15 protein-coding genes, 6 tRNA genes and 2 pseudogenes are annotated in these 20,221 nt (G+C 38.8%); 18 read left to right on the top strand and 5 right to left on the bottom strand.

The window, feature by feature from the left end; all coding sequences use genetic code 11:
* Positions 1-143: 143 nt before the first annotated feature.
* The 3 genes from IPM92_07710 to lysS all read left to right on the top strand — a co-directional run bounded on the left by IPM92_07710 (position 144) and on the right by lysS (position 6,228).
* Entirely contained in the window at positions 144-2,354 is a 2,211-nt protein-coding gene (locus tag IPM92_07710; protein MBK9108253.1) for a hypothetical protein, read from the top strand.
* Positions 2,355-2,388: 34 nt separating this feature from the next.
* A complete protein-coding gene (locus tag IPM92_07705) occupies positions 2,389-4,617 on the top strand; it encodes a T9SS type A sorting domain-containing protein (GenBank protein MBK9108252.1) in 2,229 nt (742 codons plus the stop codon).
* A gap of 81 nt (positions 4,618-4,698) precedes the next feature.
* On the top strand, positions 4,699-6,228 hold the full coding sequence (lysS, locus tag IPM92_07700; GenBank protein MBK9108251.1) for a lysine--tRNA ligase: 1,530 nt from the start codon (positions 4,699-4,701) through the stop codon (positions 6,226-6,228).
* A gap of 39 nt (positions 6,229-6,267) precedes the next feature.
* Here lysS and IPM92_07695 read toward each other — a convergent pair.
* The 5 genes from IPM92_07695 to IPM92_07675 form a co-directional block, all read right to left on the bottom strand.
* Positions 6,268-6,341: transfer RNA gene (locus IPM92_07695), tRNA-Ala, on the bottom strand.
* A gap of 164 nt (positions 6,342-6,505) precedes the next feature.
* Positions 6,506-7,159, bottom strand: coding sequence for a phosphatidylserine decarboxylase family protein (locus tag IPM92_07690; protein ID MBK9108250.1), 654 nt, complete (start codon positions 7,157-7,159; stop codon positions 6,506-6,508).
* A 9-nt stretch (positions 7,160-7,168) separates the two neighbouring features.
* Entirely contained in the window at positions 7,169-7,351 is a 183-nt protein-coding gene (locus tag IPM92_07685; GenBank protein ID MBK9108249.1) for a phosphatidate cytidylyltransferase, read from the bottom strand.
* Positions 7,287-7,982, bottom strand: a complete 696-nt coding sequence (locus IPM92_07680) for a phosphatidate cytidylyltransferase (protein ID MBK9108248.1) — start codon at positions 7,980-7,982, stop codon at positions 7,287-7,289. Before IPM92_07680 ends, IPM92_07685 begins: the two co-directional genes overlap by 65 nt.
* Positions 7,975-8,847 (bottom strand): CPBP family intramembrane metalloprotease, encoded by an 873-nt coding sequence (locus IPM92_07675; GenBank protein ID MBK9108247.1) that lies wholly within the window; start codon positions 8,845-8,847, stop codon positions 7,975-7,977. The genes IPM92_07680 and IPM92_07675 overlap by 8 nt, the downstream gene beginning before the upstream one ends.
* 16 nt (positions 8,848-8,863) lie before the next feature.
* Here IPM92_07675 and IPM92_07670 point away from each other — a divergent pair, with 16 nt between their 5' ends.
* From IPM92_07670 to nusG, 15 genes and pseudogenes are all read left to right on the top strand, one after another.
* Entirely contained in the window at positions 8,864-9,592 is a 729-nt protein-coding gene (locus tag IPM92_07670) for a pyridoxine 5'-phosphate synthase (GenBank protein MBK9108246.1), read from the top strand.
* A 256-nt stretch (positions 9,593-9,848) separates the two neighbouring features.
* Positions 9,849-13,124 carry a SusC/RagA family TonB-linked outer membrane protein gene (locus IPM92_07665; protein MBK9108245.1) on the top strand — a complete coding sequence of 1,092 codons (3,276 nt, stop codon included), beginning with the start codon at positions 9,849-9,851 and terminating at the stop codon, positions 13,122-13,124.
* Between the two features lie 24 nt (positions 13,125-13,148).
* On the top strand, positions 13,149-14,615 hold the full coding sequence (locus IPM92_07660) for a SusD/RagB family nutrient-binding outer membrane lipoprotein (GenBank protein MBK9108244.1): 1,467 nt from the start codon (positions 13,149-13,151) through the stop codon (positions 14,613-14,615).
* A gap of 17 nt (positions 14,616-14,632) precedes the next feature.
* Positions 14,633-15,451 (top strand): hypothetical protein, encoded by an 819-nt coding sequence (locus tag IPM92_07655; protein MBK9108243.1) that lies wholly within the window; start codon positions 14,633-14,635, stop codon positions 15,449-15,451.
* A 108-nt stretch (positions 15,452-15,559) separates the two neighbouring features.
* Complete coding sequence (locus IPM92_07650; protein ID MBK9108242.1) at positions 15,560-15,751, top strand: 30S ribosomal protein S21; 192 nt, start codon at positions 15,560-15,562, stop codon at positions 15,749-15,751.
* Positions 15,752-15,806: 55 nt separating this feature from the next.
* Positions 15,807-16,694: a tyrosine-type recombinase/integrase gene (locus IPM92_07645; GenBank protein ID MBK9108241.1), complete on the top strand. Its 888-nt coding sequence runs from the start codon at positions 15,807-15,809 to the stop codon at positions 16,692-16,694.
* Between the two features lie 49 nt (positions 16,695-16,743).
* The gene (locus IPM92_07640) at positions 16,744-17,049 is read left to right on the top strand and encodes a ribosome-associated translation inhibitor RaiA (protein MBK9108240.1); all 306 of its coding nucleotides are present in this window, start codon (positions 16,744-16,746) and stop codon (positions 17,047-17,049) included.
* Positions 17,050-17,221: 172 nt separating this feature from the next.
* Positions 17,222-17,294 (top strand) — tRNA-Thr (locus tag IPM92_07635).
* 12 nt (positions 17,295-17,306) lie between these two features.
* Positions 17,307-17,389: transfer RNA gene (locus tag IPM92_07630), tRNA-Tyr, on the top strand.
* Between the two features lie 269 nt (positions 17,390-17,658).
* Positions 17,659-17,731, top strand: a tRNA-Gly gene (locus tag IPM92_07625).
* Positions 17,732-18,012: 281 nt separating this feature from the next.
* Positions 18,013-18,084: transfer RNA gene (locus IPM92_07620), tRNA-Thr, on the top strand.
* A 48-nt stretch (positions 18,085-18,132) separates the two neighbouring features.
* Positions 18,133-19,329 (top strand): annotated as a pseudogene (tuf, locus tag IPM92_07615) (elongation factor Tu).
* A gap of 57 nt (positions 19,330-19,386) precedes the next feature.
* Positions 19,387-19,459, top strand: a tRNA-Trp gene (locus IPM92_07610).
* A gap of 15 nt (positions 19,460-19,474) precedes the next feature.
* On the top strand, positions 19,475-19,663 hold the full coding sequence (gene secE / locus IPM92_07605) for a preprotein translocase subunit SecE (protein MBK9108239.1): 189 nt from the start codon (positions 19,475-19,477) through the stop codon (positions 19,661-19,663).
* Between the two features lie 10 nt (positions 19,664-19,673).
* Positions 19,674-20,221, top strand: a pseudogene (gene nusG, locus IPM92_07600) (transcription termination/antitermination factor NusG).

Below are 20,221 nucleotides of genomic sequence, written 5' to 3'. Positions count from 1 at the left end.
GTGCATTTCGGAAATAAGAGTGTTTCCTGGGAGCCTGGTAAAATTGGGGATGAGCAACAAAGTGTTGATTTAAATTCTTTGTGGACGTAGAAAGCGTTTTAGTGTTCCGGGGTGTCATCAATAGATAACCAACATTAAGGCATATGAAAAAAATCATATTATTGGTATTTGCATTCCTTCCATATGTCAAATTCCTCCATAGTCAATGCAGCCCTCAAATTTCTCAATCCTGTTCAGATGCTTTTGTCTTTTGTTCCCTCAGCGAAATGAATGGCTATGCCTGCAGTAACGCCAGTGGAGCTATAGCACCTTGTATTTGTGATAGCTATGCCTCACATAATACAAATTGGTGGGCATTTGCCAGTGAAGGGGGGCTCGTTGAATTTAATTTGACAGTAGGAAGCTGCGTAAACGATGTGGGCTTTCAGTATGGGATTTTTGAAGATTGTCCTTGTAATGTTAGTCTTGTGTGTTATGGTACTGTTCCTCCTAACTACACATCGACTTCCTTCGCTCACCTTAAAGCTTGTCAAACCTACTACTTTTTTGTAGATGGTTGGAACGCCGATGTCTGCGATTTTACCATCAATACACAGGCTGGCAATGCGCCCGTAATGTCACCCATAGGTTTTATTAATAACAAATCAAATGGAGTTATCGAGCAGGTATGTGTAGGTGTTTGCGATTACAAGTTGTTTGTAAATCCGCAACCGGGCGGTTGTGTTCCAAAGTATATTTGGACCCTAGATGGAAACGAAATCGGCGACTCCAAAAACGAATTGGTTTTGGATTTTCCCGATGAAGGTGATTTTCAGGTTTGCGTTTCAGCATACATCGGAAATATTCATAGTGGTTTTATATGTTCGCAAGCCGCCCCTCGTTGCGCAACGGTGAAAGTAAGACCCTTGCCGAACCGATTGGCTTCAAAGTCTGGAATATTATGTAATGAAAGTGTTCGTGGCGGCGGGTATAAATGGCATTCGAAATTTATTTATTTATCGGGAAGCTACGAGCAGACATTTAAAGAGGCGAACTGTTGTGAGTTCGATTCTATACGCGAATTCATTGTTTTAGATCCTCCAGAGGCAGGAGAAGTTATTTACCTGACCTGTGATAATGAACCCTATATTGACCTTTTTGGAAGAGCATGGAATCCCTGCACCCAAAATTTGAAGATTTCATTGCCCAAATCTTCAGAGCCCTATAAATGTGACAGCTCCATTTTACTAACGGCGGTTCATGTCAATTTTGACGCGAATATTCAGGTAAAAATTAGCGGTGATACTTTAGAATACAATCCAAATGTAGTGATCTTGGATGCTTGTGATGCTGGTGAGGTTTACGAATTTAAATATTCCTGGTTTGATAAAAATGATCCTCTGCAGACAGTTCTATCAAGCGAGGAGCGTTTTAAGCCTAAAAAGCCAGGTGATTATGTGCTGAAAGTAATCGTAACTTGTAAGTTGGGAACAGAATTTCTGGATTGTGAAAAGAGCTTCGAAGAAAATTTCGATGAATTTAATTTTTTGGACCAGCCTGATTTGCTCGCGGATAAATGGGTTTGCCCGGGCGAAGAAAAATGGTTACATGCTTCAAGTTGGATTTCAGATCCTTCGCTGATTTATGTTTGGACAATTCAAAACGGTAGCATCCTTACCAATCCGGATTCTTCTTCTGTTTTGATTCGATGGAACATAGCTCCCGGACAGAAAGGAAATGCAAGTGTAAAACTCAGATTTGGAAATTTTGAAAGCAATACTGCTGATTGTGATATCCTCATTCCTGCGGTTCAGTTTGCCGGAAGCGATGTAATCATCAATGGAAGGAAATATAAACTTCAGGCAAATCCAAGCATTCCTGGCAAATGGACTTTGATTTCCGGACCTGCAAATCTCATTTTGAGCGACTCAACAAAACCAGATGCAGAAATCAAAGTGGAAAAGCGTGGGCTTTATTGTCTGGAATGGCGTGGCAGTCAGGGCACCTGTTCAGAAGTCGATACAGTTTGTCTTACTTTTCAAGGTTTTGTTAGTAAAGATGATCCTCAATCGACAGATACACTTAAAACAGATACCTTTAATTTAAAACCTCAAAATAAAGTTGCTTATTTTTTGAAGAAAGACCAAAAACAATTGCAAGTTTACCAGTCAGGTCAACAATTAGCAGTTCAATTCGTCACCGGGAATTCTACCATTAAAAATTATGTTCTTCAAATTTTGGATTTACAAGGTCGTCTGATCAGTGTGGATGAGGGAATTCTGGAATTAAATAATAAGCCTTCTATTCCTGGAGTGTATTTATTGAGGCTATCGGTTGAGGATATCCATCATTTTCAAAAAATATTTGTGTACTAAATTCTAATCATGAGCTAAGTTTAACTTTAGACATATGAAAACATTCTTTACCCTTTGCATTTTAATCTTTTGTATCCATTTTAAATTGCATTCCCAATGCACACCTCCAATGGCTGAAATCTGCGAGGATGCAAATGTCCTTTGTTCGCTAGATGATCTAAATGGTTATGCGTGCAATAATCCAAGCACAATACCCAGTCCTTGTTCTCCGCTTTGTTCCCAAGGAGGAGTTGGTCACAACACGAGTTGGTGGGGATTTGTAACCCAGGGAGGGAACGTGACGATAACACTTACAATTGGGGGCTGTACTACTACTCAGGGTCTGCAATATGGCATTTGGGGTAATTGCTCTTGTTCTGAGGACGTTTTTTGTCGCTCCATCCCTTGCGTGCCTCCGGGAAGTGTGGAAGTTATAGAAGTTAATCTTATAGCTTGTAAAACATATTATCTCTGGGTCGATGGCTGCTCAGGCGATATCTGCGATTTTACTCTGAGCACAGGTGGAGGAGGAACACCTACTTTAAGTCCGCTCGGATTTATCAATGATGATTCTGATGGTGTGATCGATTCCGTTTGTATTGGGGCTTGTAATTATAAGTTTTTTATTGATACTTTATCAGCTTGTCAACCTACATACCAATGGACACTTGATGGGGATGAGTTTGGATCAAACAGCAATGAAATATTTTTAGATTTTCCTGATGTGGGTAATTTCGTATTATGCGTCACAGCTTATATCGGCAACCCTCAAAGTGGATCAATATGTTCTCAGGAAGGACCAAGATGTGCTACAGTGAAAGTAAGGCCGTTAGCCGATAGAATGGGTCCACCCAGAGTGATCTGTTATGAACAGGCCAATCCTGGTGGATTTAAATGGCATTCGCAAAGAGTGTTTTCAAGTGGAACATATCATCAGGAGTTTACAGATGCGAATTGCTGTAAATTTGATTCTATCATTCATTACACAGTTCTCAATAAAGTCTTGCCCGCCGATGTCTATCACATCACCTGCGATAATGAACCCTATATTGACCTTACCGGCCGGGCTTGGGTAGGATGTAAAAACCAATTCGAAATTCCATTGCCGAAAACTACAGATATCTATCAGTGCGATTCTTCTATTTTACTAACGTCTGTTAGTGTTAACTACAATGCACAAATTTCTGCGAATGTTGTAAATGATACTTTGATCTATTCACCCAATGTAAAAATATCAAATCCATGTAATGTTGGAGAAGTATATGAATTCGAATACAACTGGCGGTTAAAAGCAGATAGTACCAAAACAATACTTTCCAAAGATGAGCACTTCAAAGCTTTTGTTCCGGGAGACTACATTGTTGATGTTTTTGTAAAATGTTTGCTGGGCGCGGATTCTGCCGTTTGTACCCGGAGCTTTGAAGAGAATTTTGAAGAGCTTAAATTCTTAAATGGTCCGCTCATCATTGCGCAACGGGAAATTTGTCCGGCGGATACAAATTGGCTAACTGCTTTGGTGCAGCCACTACAGCCTTCCACTGTTTTTGTATGGGAAATTTCAGGAGGTAACATCCTGTCAAAACCCGATTCATCTTCTGTTCAGATTGTTTGGAATTTAAATATTGGAGATACGGGATTAGTAAAAGTACACTATGCCATTAATGGACAAGAAAGTAATCCAAGTCGGGTATATGTGCATACGATTTCTCCTTTATCTGCCGGTAAAGATTTTACCGTGTATGGAAAATCTACCCGGCTCAACGGGAAGTCAGCTCTGACCGGACGATGGAATCTCATCGGCGGTTCCTTATCAGCGATCATTGACGAACAAACGAACGTTCGTTCGTTTGTTACGGCTGAAGCTTATGGCGTTTATTGCTTTGAATGGCTGGCGCAGTTGGCCAATTGTGAAGAGAGAGATACGATATGTGTAAAGTTCAAAGAGCTGGCCACTTACGATGATAAAGAAGAAAGACAGGAAGAAAGAGGAGATTCTTTGTTTAAGAAATTGATACTTCGAAGAGATATCGTTGCAGAAACAGAAATTCGAATTTCTAAAATGACCAAAGAATTTATTGAATTGGAAATTCACCCGCAGGCAAAAACTATTATAAAATATGAATGGTTAGATTTATCAGGAAAATTGGTCAAGTCTGGTGAAGGGTTCGGTTTAAACGGGCAATCAAAACTGCAACTGGAAGGTCCGAATACAGCCGGAGTATATTTCCTTAAAGTGAATATTGGAATAGAAGTTTTTATTTTAAAGCTGATCATTCCAATGTAAATGCAATACCCAATTAGCTGCTTTTATACAGCTATAAATTAAGAATTATTTTCATGTATCTTTGCGGCTATAATCCGCAATATGTTACATTTGTCCGAACAAGAAATTGTAAGAAGAAATTCATTAACTGAAATCCAGAACTTGGGCATAAATCCATATCCCGCCCAGGCCTTTCACGTAAATACTAATTCGCTCAAAATTAAATCTGATTTCGACCAGAATCCTGAAGCCTTTAAAAGTGTAAGTCTTGCGGGCAGAGTCATGATGGTCAGAGATATGGGAAAAGCTTGTTTTGCAGAATTGCAAGATTCCAGTGGAAAAATTCAAGTTTACATTAAGCGGGATGAAATTTGTTCTGGCGATGACAAAACTCTTTTTGATGTAGTGTTTAAAAGGTTAACTGATATCGGTGATATTTTTGGAGTAAAAGGATATGTTTTTCGAACCAAAGTAGGGGAAATTTCTATTCACGTTTCTGAATTGACAATGCTTTCGAAATCTCTTCATCCTTTACCAATCGTAAAAACAGACACGGATGGCATCGTTCATGATGCTTACACTGATCCGGAGCAGAGATATCGGCATCGATATGTGGATCTTATCGTAAATCCCCACATCAAAGAAATATTTATCAAAAGGAGCAGACTCGTGCAATTGATGCGCGACTATTTTAATGCACATGGCTGGCTTGAAGTGGAAACTCCCGTCCTGCAAAGCATACACGGCGGTGCAGCTGCCAGGCCTTTTAAAACCCATCACAATGCCTTAGATCTTCCTTTATTTTTGAGGATCGCCAACGAATTGTACTTAAAACGATTGATCGTTGGTGGATTTGATGGAGTGTATGAATTTGGTAAAATGTTCCGCAATGAGGGCATGGACCGCACCCATAATCCGGAATTCACATCGATGGAAATTTATGTGGCCTATAAGGATTATATATGGATGATGGAAATGGTCGAAGATATGCTTGAAAAAGTTGTAAGCCAGGTTAATGGAACACATGAAGTTGAAATTGCCGGTCAAAATATTTCATTTAAAAAACCATTCCGCAGACTCACCATGTTTGAAGCCATCGAAGAATACGGAGGATTTCAAGTGGAAGGAAAAACAGAATCCGAATTGAAAGCATTTTGCAAATCAAAAAGTATCGCAACGGACGCTTCCATGGGAATCGGCAAACTGATAGATGAGATTTTCAGTGAATTGGTAGAACCCAATTTGATCCAACCCACATACATTATAGATTATCCCATCGAGATGACCCCTTTGGCAAAAAAACACCGTACGAAGCCGGGCCTGGTCGAAAGATTTGAATTATATATAAACCGGAAAGAAATAGCAAACGCCTATACGGAGTTGAATGATCCGATCGATCAGCGTCAACGATTCGAAGCCCAATTGCAATTGGCAGAAAGGGGCGATGAAGAAGCAATGGCCATGGATGAAGATTTTCTGTTATCGCTGGAGTACGGCATGCCACCCACATCCGGACTCGGAATAGGCATAGATCGACTTACGATGCTGCTGACTGGACAAGAGGCCATCCAGGAAGTGTTGTTATTTCCTCAAATGAAACCCATTAAAAAACAAAATGCCTCAATAGAATAAATCTATCAAGGCAATTCATTTTCAAGTTTTGTTGAATTGTGGAGGTGAGGGGAGTCGAACCCCTGACCCCTTGCATGCCATGCAAATACTCTAGCCAGCTGAGCTACACCCCCAATTCGGTGTGGGTGTGGGTGTGAGTGTGAGTGTGAGTGTGAGTGAAGTGTTCTAATCCAAATCCAAAAATAATTTTTTAAAACATCAAACATCTAAGTCGTCCAATCTACAAGCCTACAAGCCACAAAGAAACAGATATTCTCCAATTTTACTTCATCCAATTTTATGGAATAAACGCAATTACATCTTTATTGCCTTCCACCTTTTGGTCCATTTGTACCCTGACATCTGCGTTCAAGGGTAAAAACAAATCCACTCTGGATCCAAATTTAATAAAACCGAAATCTGTTCCTTGTTTGCAGGGGTCACCCGGTTTTGCATAACTACAAATCCTACGTGCTAACGCGCCGGCTATTTGACGCAATAAAACTTGAGTGCCATCTATGCGCTCAATTACGACTGTATTTCTCTCATTTTCAGTAGAAGATTTAGGATGCCAGGCAACCAGATATAAGCCCGGATGATACTGAGTATATACCACTTTTCCACTAAAAGGGTAACGATTCACATGCACATTTAAAGGATTCATAAAAATGCTCACCATTTTTCGCTTTCCTTTAAAAAATTCAGTTTCCTCGGTCTCTTCAATAACGACAATTTTACCATCTGCCGGTGCATAAACGTAGTGGTCGTCATATTTATCGATGGGACGTTCAGGATTTCTGAAAAAATTAAGGATCAACCAAAATGCGATACCAAGTATTATTACCAATGGCCAGAAAAGGAGTGGGTTTACATGGTGCAAAAGGATGATCAGCACAATGTAAAAAGTCAATGAACCCAGAACCCAGGATCTTCCTTCTTTATGTATATTCATGTTTTATAATTAAAAACTTAGCACAAAAATACCCACAACCACGACAAAGAAAAAACTATCAAAGCGATCTAAAAATCCTCCATGGCCCGGCAAGATACTTCCACTGTCTTTAATTCCAGCTAATCTTTTAAGTCTCGATTCGTATAAATCGCCGGTAGTACCTGCTACTGAAACGCATAAGCCCAGAAGCAAATATTTGAAAAATTGGGTAGGCGCTGATGAACAAAAACTGATTCACTAAAAATGCTGTTAGGATGCTTGCAATCATTCCTCCAATCGTGCCTTCTATTGTTTTGTTGGGCGAAATTTGAGGAGCCAGCGGCGTCTTTCCAATGAGCTTCCCTGTAAAATAAGCAAAGACATCATTGCTCCAATTTATAAAGACCAATCCCAATAAAATCCATTTATGTATTTGAAAATCCTGATGTAGAAAATGAAAACAAATCAGGATTGGAAAAAGTATATAAAAGATCCAATTATGCCAGGATACTGTTGAAGGGACTACTGTTTTGCTATATACTGCGCCTAAGGCTGTCAAGGCTAATAGAAATAAAGTCATTCCTGTGACGAACTCCATATGTAAAATTGAAACCTCAATAGTTTTAAGATATAGCAATAGGATCAAACACAAGACAATAATTGTAAAAATGATATAAACCAGTCGGATCAATGGGGAGTGTAAGCTCACAAAATGTTTAAACCATTCATAAGCCGATCCTAATAGAATCATTATTAGTAATAATAAAGCAGTCCACTCATACTGGGTCAGTGCAGCGATCATGAGAACTCCTAGAACCAAACCAGTGATACTTCTTTTAAGCATGTGCGATCTTTAATTTCGATTTAAATGCAATGATTCCAAACCAGATGGCAAGTAAGGTACAGATAGAGACAGCAAAGAGATTAGGCATCTCAGATTTTTCTAAAAGTGAATCAAGGCTATGATCTTGAATCGCATAAATTGCGACGAGTTGAGTGGCATTGTTGATAAAATGTAAAAAAATAGAATACCATAAATTGCCGGTTCTCAGAAAAATGAAACCAAGGATCCAACCTAGGATAAAACGTGGTAGAAAACCTAAAAACTGCATATGTACCGCGGAAAACAATATGGATGCCAGCAGCAATCCAATCCATTTTTTGCCGGTGAGTAACATTAAATAATTCTGTAGCACGCCTCTGAACGCCCATTCTTCTGCTATTGCTGGAATGATTGCAATGACGACAAGTGCCATTAAAAAGTCCAAAGTAGTTTTGGAATGGAACATTTTTTTCATGAGTTCCAGCATTTGCGTTTCTGAATTGATGACCCAATCCGAAACCGGTACGAGTTGATTGAGATAAGCGCTTAATCCGACGAGTGGCATGAGTAATAGAAAAAAGATAAGGGATTTGAAGAGCAATTTAGGTTCAATGACTCCACCTAATGAAAACGATGCATCTTTCATAAAAAACTTATGCAATAAAAAGCAGGGTAATATCAGACTACAAACTTGTGATATGAGTTGTTGGGTCATTAGCTGTCTGCCGGAGAGCTGTTGGACCCATCCTGCTGAGTCTTGCATTTGCGCTAGTCCAATGTCACCACTCATGGATAAGCTCAGAAAAAGTATCAATTGACTCAAGAGTAATCCTCCTAAAATGAAGCCAATAAAATACACGAGATGAATGGAAGTATTTTTGATCATAAATTTGAACCTGCCTATGAAAACAAGATTAAGCGTAAATATCAATAAAATTGCTTTACTGCGTAATGCCAGGGGCGGGAATCTTCCTGATTTAATACAAGTTGCGATGGATTGTGAGCGCTTTGGAGCGGAAGGTATTACGGTGCACCCTCGTCCGGATGAAAGACATATTCGCCGGGCTGACATTGCTCTACTCAAAAGTTTGGTCAAAACTGAATTTAATATGGAGGGCTACCCTTCAAGAAATTTTATGGATTTGGTCTTATTAAATAAACCTGATCAGGTGACCTTAGTTCCCGATCCACCGGAGGTTTTGACTTCGGATACTGGCTGGAATCCGGTTGAGAATAAAGACTTTTTAAGAGAAATTATCAGCGAATTTAAAGCTCAAGGCATAAGGGTATCCCTTTTCTTGAACCCTATACCGGAGTATGTGCCGGAAGTTGCAAAATTAGCAGCAGATCGGATTGAATTGTACACTGGGAATTATGCTCAAACTTATAGCAAGGACCCTCATTTGGCCATCCGGGATCATCTGGCAACTGCAAAACGCGCTGCAGATTATGGTATCGGACTGAATGCTGGACATGATTTGAATTTGGTCAATTTAAGATATTACAAATTGCACCTTGAAAACTTGTTGGAGGTGTCTATTGGACATGCCTTGGTCTGTGATGCACTTTATTTCGGCTTGGAAAATACCATAGGGATGTACAAATTTCAACTGAAGGAATCTTCCATTTAAGGCTCTCAAATTATACAAAATTCTTGTTTATATATTATTGTATATGAGTAATATACAGTTTATTAATTTGTTAATATATTAATGGTAGCATCCATATATTTAATTTTTTGGCCTTATTCTTGCTTTCCCCAAATTCATGTTAAATTCAATTAATTAATTGTTATTTAATAAAAAAATAACTAAAAATGCTTGGATTTTAGTTTGAATGCTATCTTTGAGGGTTAACAAAACATTTGTAAATTAAACTTACCAGATTATGAAGAAACTTTTATTCATTTTTCTGGCCCTGTTTACTGTTTTGCAGTATGCTGAGGCTCAGAGAGTTGTGAAAGGAACGATTACTGATAAAGAAGGTAATCCCATCATTGGGGCCAATGTGGTCGCCAAAGGCACAGCGATTGGAACCATTACCGACATTAATGGTAATTATTCACTTAGCGTCCCATCAGACGCAAACACATTAGTTGTGAGTTATACCGGTTATAATTCTCAAGACTTGATTCTCGGAGTTAGTAATACCGTTGATGTTACTCTGGAAGAAGGTGTCCTTCTGGGAGAAACGGTGATTACTGCGCTTGGTGTGAAAAGAAACAAAAGTGATGTGGTTTATGCCAATCAAACCATTGGTTCAGACGAACTAAACTCAACAGCTAATAAAAGCGTTTTAAATGCGCTTCAGGGGAAAGTTGCCGGCGTAAAAATCGGGCAGGCTTCCGGTGCTGTTGGTGCATCTACCAGAGTTGTCCTAAGAGGGGAAACTTCTTTAACCCAAGGCAACAATGCCTTGATCGTGGTTGATGGTGTCCCTGTCAACAACAGCAGTACTTCCGGCGGTGGAGGAACAGGTAAAGATGGTGACCGCGACAATTATGTAGATTTTGGTAACCGTGGAAATGACATCAATCCCGATGATATTGAATCAGTTACTGTTTTAAAAGGTCCGGCCGCAACAACACTTTACGGTTCAAGAGGTGGATCCGGAGTAATTTTGGTTACAACCAAATCCGGTAAAAAAGCTGCTAAACCAAATATTTCATTTAATTCATCCTTTAGTGTAGAAGAAGTTTTATTGCTTTATAAATATCAGGAACAATATGGTTCTGGTTATGAATCCTGTAACGGATGCGGCGGTGGAATCAATATTTTTATGGGCGAAAACTTTGCATGGGGTTCCAAATTTGATGGACAATTGCGTCCCTGGACTTCTGCACCGTTTGATGATCATGGTGATTTAATACCACTTTCTAATGGTAAGATCGAACAATTAATCAGACCTTATAGTGCGGTAAAAAACAATGTCAAAAACTTTTTTGAAATCGGCCAGACGGTAAGAAACAATTTCTCCATAAGCGGAGGAACTGATAAATTTAATTACCTTTTGTCCTATACCAATTTCAATAATAAGGGTATCGTTCTTAATACAGAATTGAACAAGCACAACATTCAATTAAATGCCGGAGCCCAGTTCTCTTCTAAATGGAGATCTGATTTTCGCATCAATTACTCAAAATTAGATCAAAGAGGTGCAACTGAAGGTGGATATCCATTTGGTTACTCAGCTGGTACACCTGCAATGTCATTTGTAACGCAAACACCTTCGAATATTCCTTTTGAAGAATTGCGCGATTATAATAGCCCTTATCATGATTTTAAAGGATTTTATGGACAGTATTCTATCAATCCTTATTTCATTCTAGATAACCAAGATTTGCGCAATTCAGTAGATAATGTATTGTCTAGTGCATCTTTATCTTTTAGTCCAACTGAAAAATTGACTTTCACAGGTCGCGTTAGTACGAACTTTATATCAAGCACAGTTACTGAGAAAGGTCCTAAGTTCGCATATCAAACAGCGTATACCTGGGCTGATGGTGAATTATTAGATGGAGGAAGAACTCCGGGTTCAGTTTTTAGTTTAGGATCCTACAAAGAAGCTTCTGCAAGAATCACAGATTTGATTTATGATTTATATGGCAATTATGCGACGCCTCTTGGTAGCGATTTTAAATTAAGTACTACAGTCGGTTTTAATTCAATTGATCAAGCAAGTAGAACCGTGAATGGTTCGACTGTAGGAGGATTGGTAATACCTGGATTTTATGATTTGACCAACTCTGTAGAACAACCTCGGGCGACTCGGAGATCTACCCAATACAGACTTTATGGAATTTACTTAAATAATTCCTTGAGTTATAAAAACTATGCAACTTTTGAATACTCTGCAAGACAGGATTATTCTTCTACTTTGCCAGACGGCAACAGAGGATTCTTTTATCAGGCAGTTGGATTTTCATTTGTGCCAACATCTTTACCAAATGTGGAATTAGGACCTATTAATTACCTTAAATTCAGAGGCGGAATAGGTAGCGCAGGAAAAGATGCTCCATTATATAGGTTGAATACCTATTATAATTTAAATCCATTATTATTGGATTTAGGTGATGATTACCAGACGCGTTTTCCATTTGATGGCCAAACAGGTGCGCAAAAAGGAAATAGCATTGGTAACCCGGATTTGAAACCAGAACTTTCAGTCACCACTGAAGTAGGTTTTGATATGGGATTGTTGAAGGATAGAGTAGAAGTTAATTTTACCTATTACAATATCAATTCAAAAAATCAAATAGTTGATGTAAATATTCCATGGTCATCAGGATTCGCTTTTGTACCGGTCAATATTGGACGAATGACAAATAAAGGCGTGGAAATAGGAGTGTCCTTAACTCCTGTACATACTCAAAATCTGACTTGGAAGGTATATGGTTCTTGGTCTAAAAACACCAATGAAGTTGTTGAAATTATTGACAACGGAATTGAAGGAGATGAGTTGAATATTTACACAAGTATCGTACACTTCACAGGTCATGGTAGTTTGAACCTGGTTGCTGTTGAAGGTCAACCATTCGGTACTTTTAAAGGAACAAATTACGTGTATGATGATCAAGGAAGAATCGTCGTAAATGCTAGTGGAAATCCTGAGAAGAGCGCTGAACTTGAATATCTTGGAAGTTATCAACCAGATTTCTTATATTCATTCGGAACTGAATTAAGAGTAGGTAATTTTACACTTAATGCTTTATTGGATGGTAAACAAGGCGGATTGTTCTATTCTGGTACAAAATTAAGTACTGAATTCAATGGTACAGCAATCACAACTCTTTTGAATGACAGACAACCATTTGTAGTTGATAACAGCGTAACAGCTAATGGTGATGCAAATACAAAAACAACTACAGCATATTCTTACTTTAGAGGATTGCCTGCTAGCGAATACTTGTTAGATGCATCATACCTAAAGTTCAGGGAATTGAGTTTGTTCTATGATTTTCCTTCATTTAAAGGAAAAAATGGTTTCAGTGCATTATCTCTTGGTGTGTTTGCTAAAAACTTAAAATTCTGGGTTGCTGAAGAAAATACTTTTGCTGATCCTGAAGTTGGAGGCGTTGGTGGAGCATCTGATGCTGTTGGTATTGAAACCACAACAACACCTACGTCAAGAAGTTTTGGAGTTGAATTAAGAGTAAAATTCTAATTAACCTGATTAAATATTATGAATATGAACTTAATTAAAAATAAACATATACTTTCAGTAATCATATTTCTGAGTATATTTATTACATCGTGCGACAATTATCTCGATGTAAATGTGGATCCTAACCAGTCGAATACTTCAGACCTAGGTTTGCAGTTGAGCTCTGGTCAGTTGTACACAGCCATTGGTTTCGGCCAAAGAATATTTCCTATTATCAGCATCTGGTCTCAATATCATACGGGCGGACCTGGTGTGTCTTTAGGAGATCCGGATCAACATATCCTTTCTTCAACAGAGGGAAATGAAATTTTCAGATCTGTTTACAGAGCTGCTAATAATATGAACTTTATCATTAAAGAAGCTCCTGAAGAAAAGTTTTATGTGGCAATGGCAAAGATTATGAAAGCCTATGGCATTCAAACCTGTGCTGACCTTTTCGGAGATATTCCTTATTTGGAGGCACTAAAAGGTGATATTGAAGATGGATCCATACTCCATCCAAAATACGACAATGCTAAAGATGTGGTTTATCCTGCACTTGCAGCGGAATTAATATCTGCAGCTCAGATTTTGCATGACGGAGGTTCTTTTAGACATCCTGCAGGCGATGATCTGGTTTATGGTGGCGATTTGGCTAAATGGGAAAAGTTTGCAAATACTTTGTTGTTGAAATTGTATTTGCGCTCAGGCAATACCGCTAAGGCTACAGAATTGATTGCAAGCGGTGCTCCATTTATTACGACCAATGATGAAGCTGCAATGGTTAGATTTCCTGGCGGTTCTACTGGTAGCAATCCATTTTGGACAGCTGCTAAAAGTACGGCACTTGGCAATTTCTATGTTGCTACAACAACTGCATTAAATTATTTGGAAAGTACGAACGATCCACGTATTGACTATCTGTATGATAGAAATGACAATGGAGATCACAAAGGAATGGATCCTGGTGACGTTGAACAAGCACCTACTAGTTCGGCTGTTTTTTCTAAACCTGCCGGCGCACTTAAATCCGCAGGTGGTTTAATTTTTAGCCCTACCGCTCCAGTCATATTTTTATCTGCTTGGGAAGGTAATTTGCTTTTGGCAGAAGCTGCAGCTCTTGGAGCCGGTGGCGATGCAAAAGTTTCCTATGAAAATGCAGTCAAAGAAAGTTTTGCTTATTTGGGTGTTACTGCAGGAGCTGATGCAACCTATCTGGCCGGTAAAGGTGCCTTCGATGCTGCAAATCCAATAAAATCCATAGCATATCAAAAATGGGTCTGTATGAATGGCCTTCAGCCAATCGAATCCTGGATTGAAACCAGAAGAATGGATGACGCCGGACAGCCTTTATTTGCAAGCAATGGCGGTATATTTAAGAGCCCAACAAAAAATGCATTAGGTACTGGAATATTTCCAAGTATACTTCCATATCCGGAAATTGAGGAAAGCTTGAATCAGAATTTTGTTGGACAACATGGTTTAACTGCGAAAGTATTTTGGGATAAATAATTAAACTTACAATGACTATGAAAAATAAAATCTATTATTTAGCTTCGATATTGTTCTTGACACTGCTCATAAATGCGTGTAAAGACGACGATCTTGTACCTTCGACTCCACAACAAATTAGTTTGCCTTTTATTGCTGAAAAGTTGATGGCAGATTCATATGTATATGGAGTTGGACAGGCTACACTTTTAGCCGATTTACCTGAAGTAGTGGCAATTGCAGTGGATACTGTTTTTGGAATGGTAGGAGGCCATGGCGGAAAAACAGGATCAGATTCTGTGAATATTCTTAAGTCCGAGAATCTGGGCGTACCAGATTTATCTGAGATAGGAGGTTACAGTATTGGTTTTGAAAAATTTAACAAGGGTGGTTATAAAGTAACTACAAGTGCCAATATCGTAATTGCCGGTCCAATCGCTAATCCAGGCCCAACCGCAATGGAAGGTACTTACAGAAGAACTGCTAACGGACATTTGCAGGATATCACTAAAGTTTTTGATGGCGTGTATATCATTGGCCAACCAGGAGGCGCTGCTGTCACATTTGTACCTTATTTGCTATATAATTTTAAGAACCAATCCGGAGGTGATTCATTGGCCTTTCCGGTCCAAACCGATGGTTGTGGAGGTGGATTAAGATTGGTAGCACCTGCAGCTCCGGTCTCAAAGACTGCGGGCGAATATGATGCATTCCCACCGGAAATTGCTTCCTTAAGCCCAATTACTTTCAGATGGAAAGTGTTCGAATTTCCTTCTGCAAACAATTCTTCTTTGCATCCCGATGGTGCCTTATGTGCCTGGGGTCACACTGCGATAAGAGTGTTTGAAAAACAATAAATTCTTATCTTTTAGATAAAAAAATAGCGGATTCTTTAATCCGCTATTTTTTTTTATGGGATAACTCAAATAAATTTTACCTTTGCGGTCCAAACATTAAAAGAAAATATGCTCATTATTGATGTAAAAGAAATGGAATCCATTGACAGGGCGCTCAAGAAGTATAAGAAAAAATTTGAGCAATCTCAGACTTTGCGCCAATTGCGCAAGCGCAAGCACTTCACGAAGCCTTCTGTATCGCGTAGATCTGAAGTTCTAAAAGCTGTGTACCGTCAGGAGTATGTAGCTAAGTACATGTAATAAATTTCTTTAATATTTAAATAATTCGTTAGTTGTTAGTTAGCTTTGCTAACGGATGAACTATTTAGATTTATTTGAATCCTACCTTAGGGCAGAAAAACGCTATTCAGAGCATACTTGTCAGGCTTATCTTAGCGACATTGCCCAGTTCTCGAACTATCTTACTATTCATTACGATAGAATGTCTCCAGAGGGGGCTGAATTTTTGCATTTGCGATCCTGGTTGGCTCACCTGAGTTCTGTAAAGATTGAGCCACGGTCAGTAAGGCGTAAAATATCTTCGCTTAATGCATTTTATAAATTTTTGAAGAAGCGCAAAGGTTTAAAAATCAACCCGGCGTCCAAATTAACGGTGCCTAAAATAAAAAAGAGATTACCTGTTGTCATTAGATCGCAGGATCTCTTATGCCTAAAGGACCTTCCCGAAGAGGAATCCGATGACCTTATGTTTCTAAATTTTGCGGTGTTGCGGTGTTTGTATGAGCTTGGTTTAAGAAGAGCTGAGTTGGTGGCACTAAAACTTACGGACCTTAATTTGCATTATCGCCAATTAAAGGTTTTGGGAAAGGGAGGAAAAGAGCGAATTATTCCATTTGGAGAAGAACTTAAAGCAGTATTTTCTCGTTATTTAAGATATAGGGCAAAAGTAGATAGCTCTGGTTTGCAATATTTATTCCTCTTGAAGAACGGTAAGCAATTATACCCCAAAATGGTCTATTTGATAGTCAAAGGCTGGCTTGTTGACAAAACGACAATATTAAAAAAGAGTCCTCATGTGCTGCGCCATTCTTTTGCAACACATTTGGCAGATAGCGGGGCTGACATCAATGCCGTAAAAAGCCTTTTGGGGCATTCAAATTTGGCAGCAACCCAGATTTATGTACACAATTCAATTGAACAATTGAAAAAGGCCTATACCAGTTGTCACCCAAAAGCGGAGTGAACAAATGAATCTTTAATGATATATTATTATTTAACCTAAAATGATAAAAATGATGACCAGAATTCAATCCATTCATTTTGATGCAGACACCAAATTACTTCAATACATTGAAGAAAAATTAGCCAGGTTTGGCAGGTTGTTGGGACAGGATAATCTAGAAGCAAAAGTCATTTTAAAGCTTGAAAAAACAGGCCAGGTACAAGACAAAGTGGTGGAACTTATCATAAATATTCCCGGACATCCTCTTATTGCTAAATCTACCCGAAAATCTTTTGAAGAAGCCATTCGAGATGCACTTAACATTCTCAAAATACAATGGGGGAAATACAAAACAAAAATACAAGCGAAGCATTAATAAGGAGCGAAGCTCATTTTTTAGTACATATTGTATTGATATTCAATTTGATATGTAGTATAGTAATGATTAACAATTACTTGTATTTTTTTTTGAGCCATTTTTTCAAATAGTTATATCTTTGCAATCTCTTTTTTGGAGGGTATAATCGTATGCCTTTTAATAAGCAGAAGCCAGTGTAGCTCAGTTGGTAGAGCAGCTGACTTGTAATCAGCTGGTCGGGGGTTCGAGTCCGTCCACTGGCTCAGTTCTTTGATGGGGGTGCGCCGGAGTTGGAGAGCCGGGCCAGACTGTAAATCTGGTGTCTTTGACTGAATGGGTTCGAATCCAATCACCCCCACAATTCAGTGTTAGTGAGGGTCTGAATGAGCTAGAGAGGGAGAGGTATCGAAGCAGAATTTTAAAGAAATGCCTGCTTTTATCACGAACCCAAAAAGACAAGCAGAGATTTAAAACTGAGGAATTGGAGAATTTTTGATGTTAGGCAGATTTTCATATGCCTGAGTTCAAAAACCACAATTCAAAAATAAAAAATAGATTATAAAGATAAATCTATAAAGAAATTAGCCCTTATCACACACATGCACACACGCATACACATGCCGAATTGCGGGAGTAGCTCAGTTGGTAGAGCATTAGCCTTCCAAGCTAAGGGTCGCGGGTTCGAGTCTCGTCTCCTGCTCAATTAAATCGTGATTAGATTCAATAATATGAATTTATAATCACAGAGGTATGAAACAGGGTTGAAAGCAACATTTGGTGTCAGACAAAAGTGTTTGACAAGAATAGGAAGAAAGAAATGAATATAAGACCTGATCCAACCATCATTAGTAAAAGTAAAACTAAGGTGGTATACAGCACTTTTAGCGCCAGGATTCATGGTTGAGAAGAAAAGATTTCACAAAAGTGTGGAAAATTAAAAACAAAGTCGAGAAGGTAAAAAACCGGATCCAACTATTTCTAGCCAATGTAGCTCAGGGGTAGAGCACTTCCATGGTAAGGAAGGGGTCAAGGGTTCAATTCCCTTCATTGGCTCAACAGGTAATATTATCTTATTTAACATAAAAGCAAAAATAGTCAACAATGGCAAAGGAAACATTTAATCGGTCAAAACCGCACGTCAACATCGGTACTATCGGTCACGTTGACCACGGTAAAACAACCTTGACATCTGCTATCACTATGGTTTTGGCAGAGAAGGGACTTGCTCAAAAAAAGGATTACGATTCAATTGATAATGCTCCCGAAGAAAAAGAAAGGGGTATTACCATTAACACTGCGCACGTAGAGTACGAAACTCTTAAAAGACATTATGCGCACGTAGATTGTCCGGGTCACGCCGACTATGTAAAAAACATGGTAACAGGTGCAGCTCAAATGGACGGAGCAATTCTCGTTGTAGCTGCAACAGATGGACCTATGCCTCAAACCAGAGAACACATTCTGTTGGCAAGACAGGTAGGTGTACCAAGTGTTGTGGTATTCATGAATAAAGTGGACTTAGTTGACGATCCTGAAATGTTGGATCTTGTAGAGATGGAAGTTCGCGAACTTTTAAGCAAATATCAATTTGATGGTGACAATGCTTCTGTAATTAAAGGGTCAGCCTTAAAAGCATTGGAAGGCGAAGAGGGAGGAAAGAAAGCTATCATGGATTTGATGGATGCTGTGGACAATGAAATTCCTGAACCAGTGCGTTTGGTGGATCAACCATTCCTAATGCCTGTTGAAGATGTATTTTCAATCACAGGTCGTGGAACTGTTGCAACCGGAAGAATTGAAAGAGGTATTATAAAAGTAGGTGAAGGTGTTGAAATTATTGGGATGCAGGCACCTGGTGAAAAAGCTTTGACTTCAACTATAACAGGAGTAGAAATGTTCCGTAAATTATTGGATCGCGGTGAAGCTGGTGATAATGCAGGTCTTTTATTGAGAGGTATGGAGAAGGATGATATCCGCAGAGGAATGGTTATTTGTGCTCCAGGTTCTGTAAAACCGCATATGAAATTTAAATGAGAAGTATACGTACTTTCAAAAGATGAAGGTGGTCGACATACTCCGTTTTTCAAAGGATACAGACCTCAGTTCTATTTTAGAACAACGGATGTAACTGGAGAGTGTTTATTACCTGAAGGAGTAGAAATGGTTATGCCGGGTGATAATATTTCTTTGGAAGTTACTTTGATCAATCCAATTGCCATGGAGAAAGGTTTGCGTTTTGCAATCCGAGAAGGTGGTCGTACGGTTGGTGCAGGTCAGGTAACTGAAATATTAGATTAAATAAGATAATTCACGTCTTCATTTTGCTTAATGTAAAAATTAAACAGAATGAAACAAACGGGCATAGCTCAACTGGCAGAGCGACGGTCTCCAAAACCGTAGGCTGAGGGTTCAAGTCCTTCTGCCCGTGCAAAGGCAAATGAAAATGGATAAATTCGTATTATATTTCAAAGAAAGCTATCAGGAACTTGTTGACAAAGTAACTTGGCCAACAAGAGAAAATTTAGTAGATAGTGCAAAAGTAGTCGTGTTTTCAGCACTGCTGCTCAGCCTTATGGTATTTGGTATGGATTTTATTGTGAATCAGGTACTAAACTTTGTCTACAGTTTATAATACCACCAAAATGAGTGACGAAAAAAGGTGGTATTCACTTCGGGTGATCAGCGGTAAAGAAAAGAAAATCCGTGAAAGACTCGAGCTTGAAATTAACAGATCCGGATGGTCTGAACTTATTACACAGGTAATAGTTCCTTCGGAAAAAGTATATAAAATCCGAAATGGCAAAAAAGTAATCTTGGAAAGAAATATTCTGCCAGGTTATTTGCTTGTGGAAGCGATTCCAACAAAGTTAACGGGTGAAATTGTTCAACATATCACAAATATGCCAGACATCATTCACTTTTTAGGAAAGAATAATCCTATACCGATGACACAGGTTGAAGCCAATAGGATGTTAGGTAAAGTTGACGAATCCCAACAAGTTGGGGAAACCATGATTGAACCGTTTATTGTTGGGGAAACTGTGAAAATTGTAGATGGTCCATTCAATGAATTTGTTGGCGATATCAAAGAGGTCAATGAAGAAAAGAAAAATTGAAAGTAATTGTAAAAATATTCGGACGAGGAACAGAAGTCGAATTGAATTTTATGCAAATTGAAAAAACGAATTAA

Source organism: Saprospiraceae bacterium (assembly GCA_016719615.1).
In the GTDB taxonomy this organism is placed as follows: domain Bacteria; phylum Bacteroidota; class Bacteroidia; order Chitinophagales; family Saprospiraceae; genus Vicinibacter.
Note: the sequence above shows the minus strand (reverse complement) of the source record. Positions and strands in the feature narration are given on the sequence as shown.

Excerpts from the sequence above, each read along its gene's own strand:
- IPM92_07670 (MBK9108246.1), top strand. The coding sequence starts at position 8,864 with ATGAAAACAAGATTAAGCGTAAATATCAATAAAATTGCTTTACTGCGT.
- IPM92_07655 (MBK9108243.1), top strand. The coding sequence starts at position 14,633 with ATGAAAAATAAAATCTATTATTTAGCTTCGATATTGTTCTTGACACTG.
- IPM92_07680 (MBK9108248.1), bottom strand. The coding sequence starts at position 7,982 with ATGCTTAAAAGAAGTATCACTGGTTTGGTTCTAGGAGTTCTCATGATC.
- IPM92_07650 (MBK9108242.1), top strand. The coding sequence starts at position 15,560 with ATGCTCATTATTGATGTAAAAGAAATGGAATCCATTGACAGGGCGCTC.
- IPM92_07690 (MBK9108250.1), bottom strand. The coding sequence starts at position 7,159 with ATGAATATACATAAAGAAGGAAGATCCTGGGTTCTGGGTTCATTGACT.
- IPM92_07705 (MBK9108252.1), top strand. The coding sequence starts at position 2,389 with ATGAAAACATTCTTTACCCTTTGCATTTTAATCTTTTGTATCCATTTT.
- IPM92_07645 (MBK9108241.1), top strand. The coding sequence starts at position 15,807 with ATGAACTATTTAGATTTATTTGAATCCTACCTTAGGGCAGAAAAACGC.
- secE (MBK9108239.1), top strand. The coding sequence starts at position 19,475 with ATGGATAAATTCGTATTATATTTCAAAGAAAGCTATCAGGAACTTGTT.
- IPM92_07675 (MBK9108247.1), bottom strand. The coding sequence starts at position 8,847 with ATGATCAAAAATACTTCCATTCATCTCGTGTATTTTATTGGCTTCATT.
- IPM92_07665 (MBK9108245.1), top strand. The coding sequence starts at position 9,849 with ATGAAGAAACTTTTATTCATTTTTCTGGCCCTGTTTACTGTTTTGCAG.
- lysS (MBK9108251.1), top strand. The coding sequence starts at position 4,699 with ATGTTACATTTGTCCGAACAAGAAATTGTAAGAAGAAATTCATTAACT.
- IPM92_07710 (MBK9108253.1), top strand. The coding sequence starts at position 144 with ATGAAAAAAATCATATTATTGGTATTTGCATTCCTTCCATATGTCAAA.
- IPM92_07660 (MBK9108244.1), top strand. The coding sequence starts at position 13,149 with ATGAACTTAATTAAAAATAAACATATACTTTCAGTAATCATATTTCTG.
- IPM92_07640 (MBK9108240.1), top strand. The coding sequence starts at position 16,744 with ATGATGACCAGAATTCAATCCATTCATTTTGATGCAGACACCAAATTA.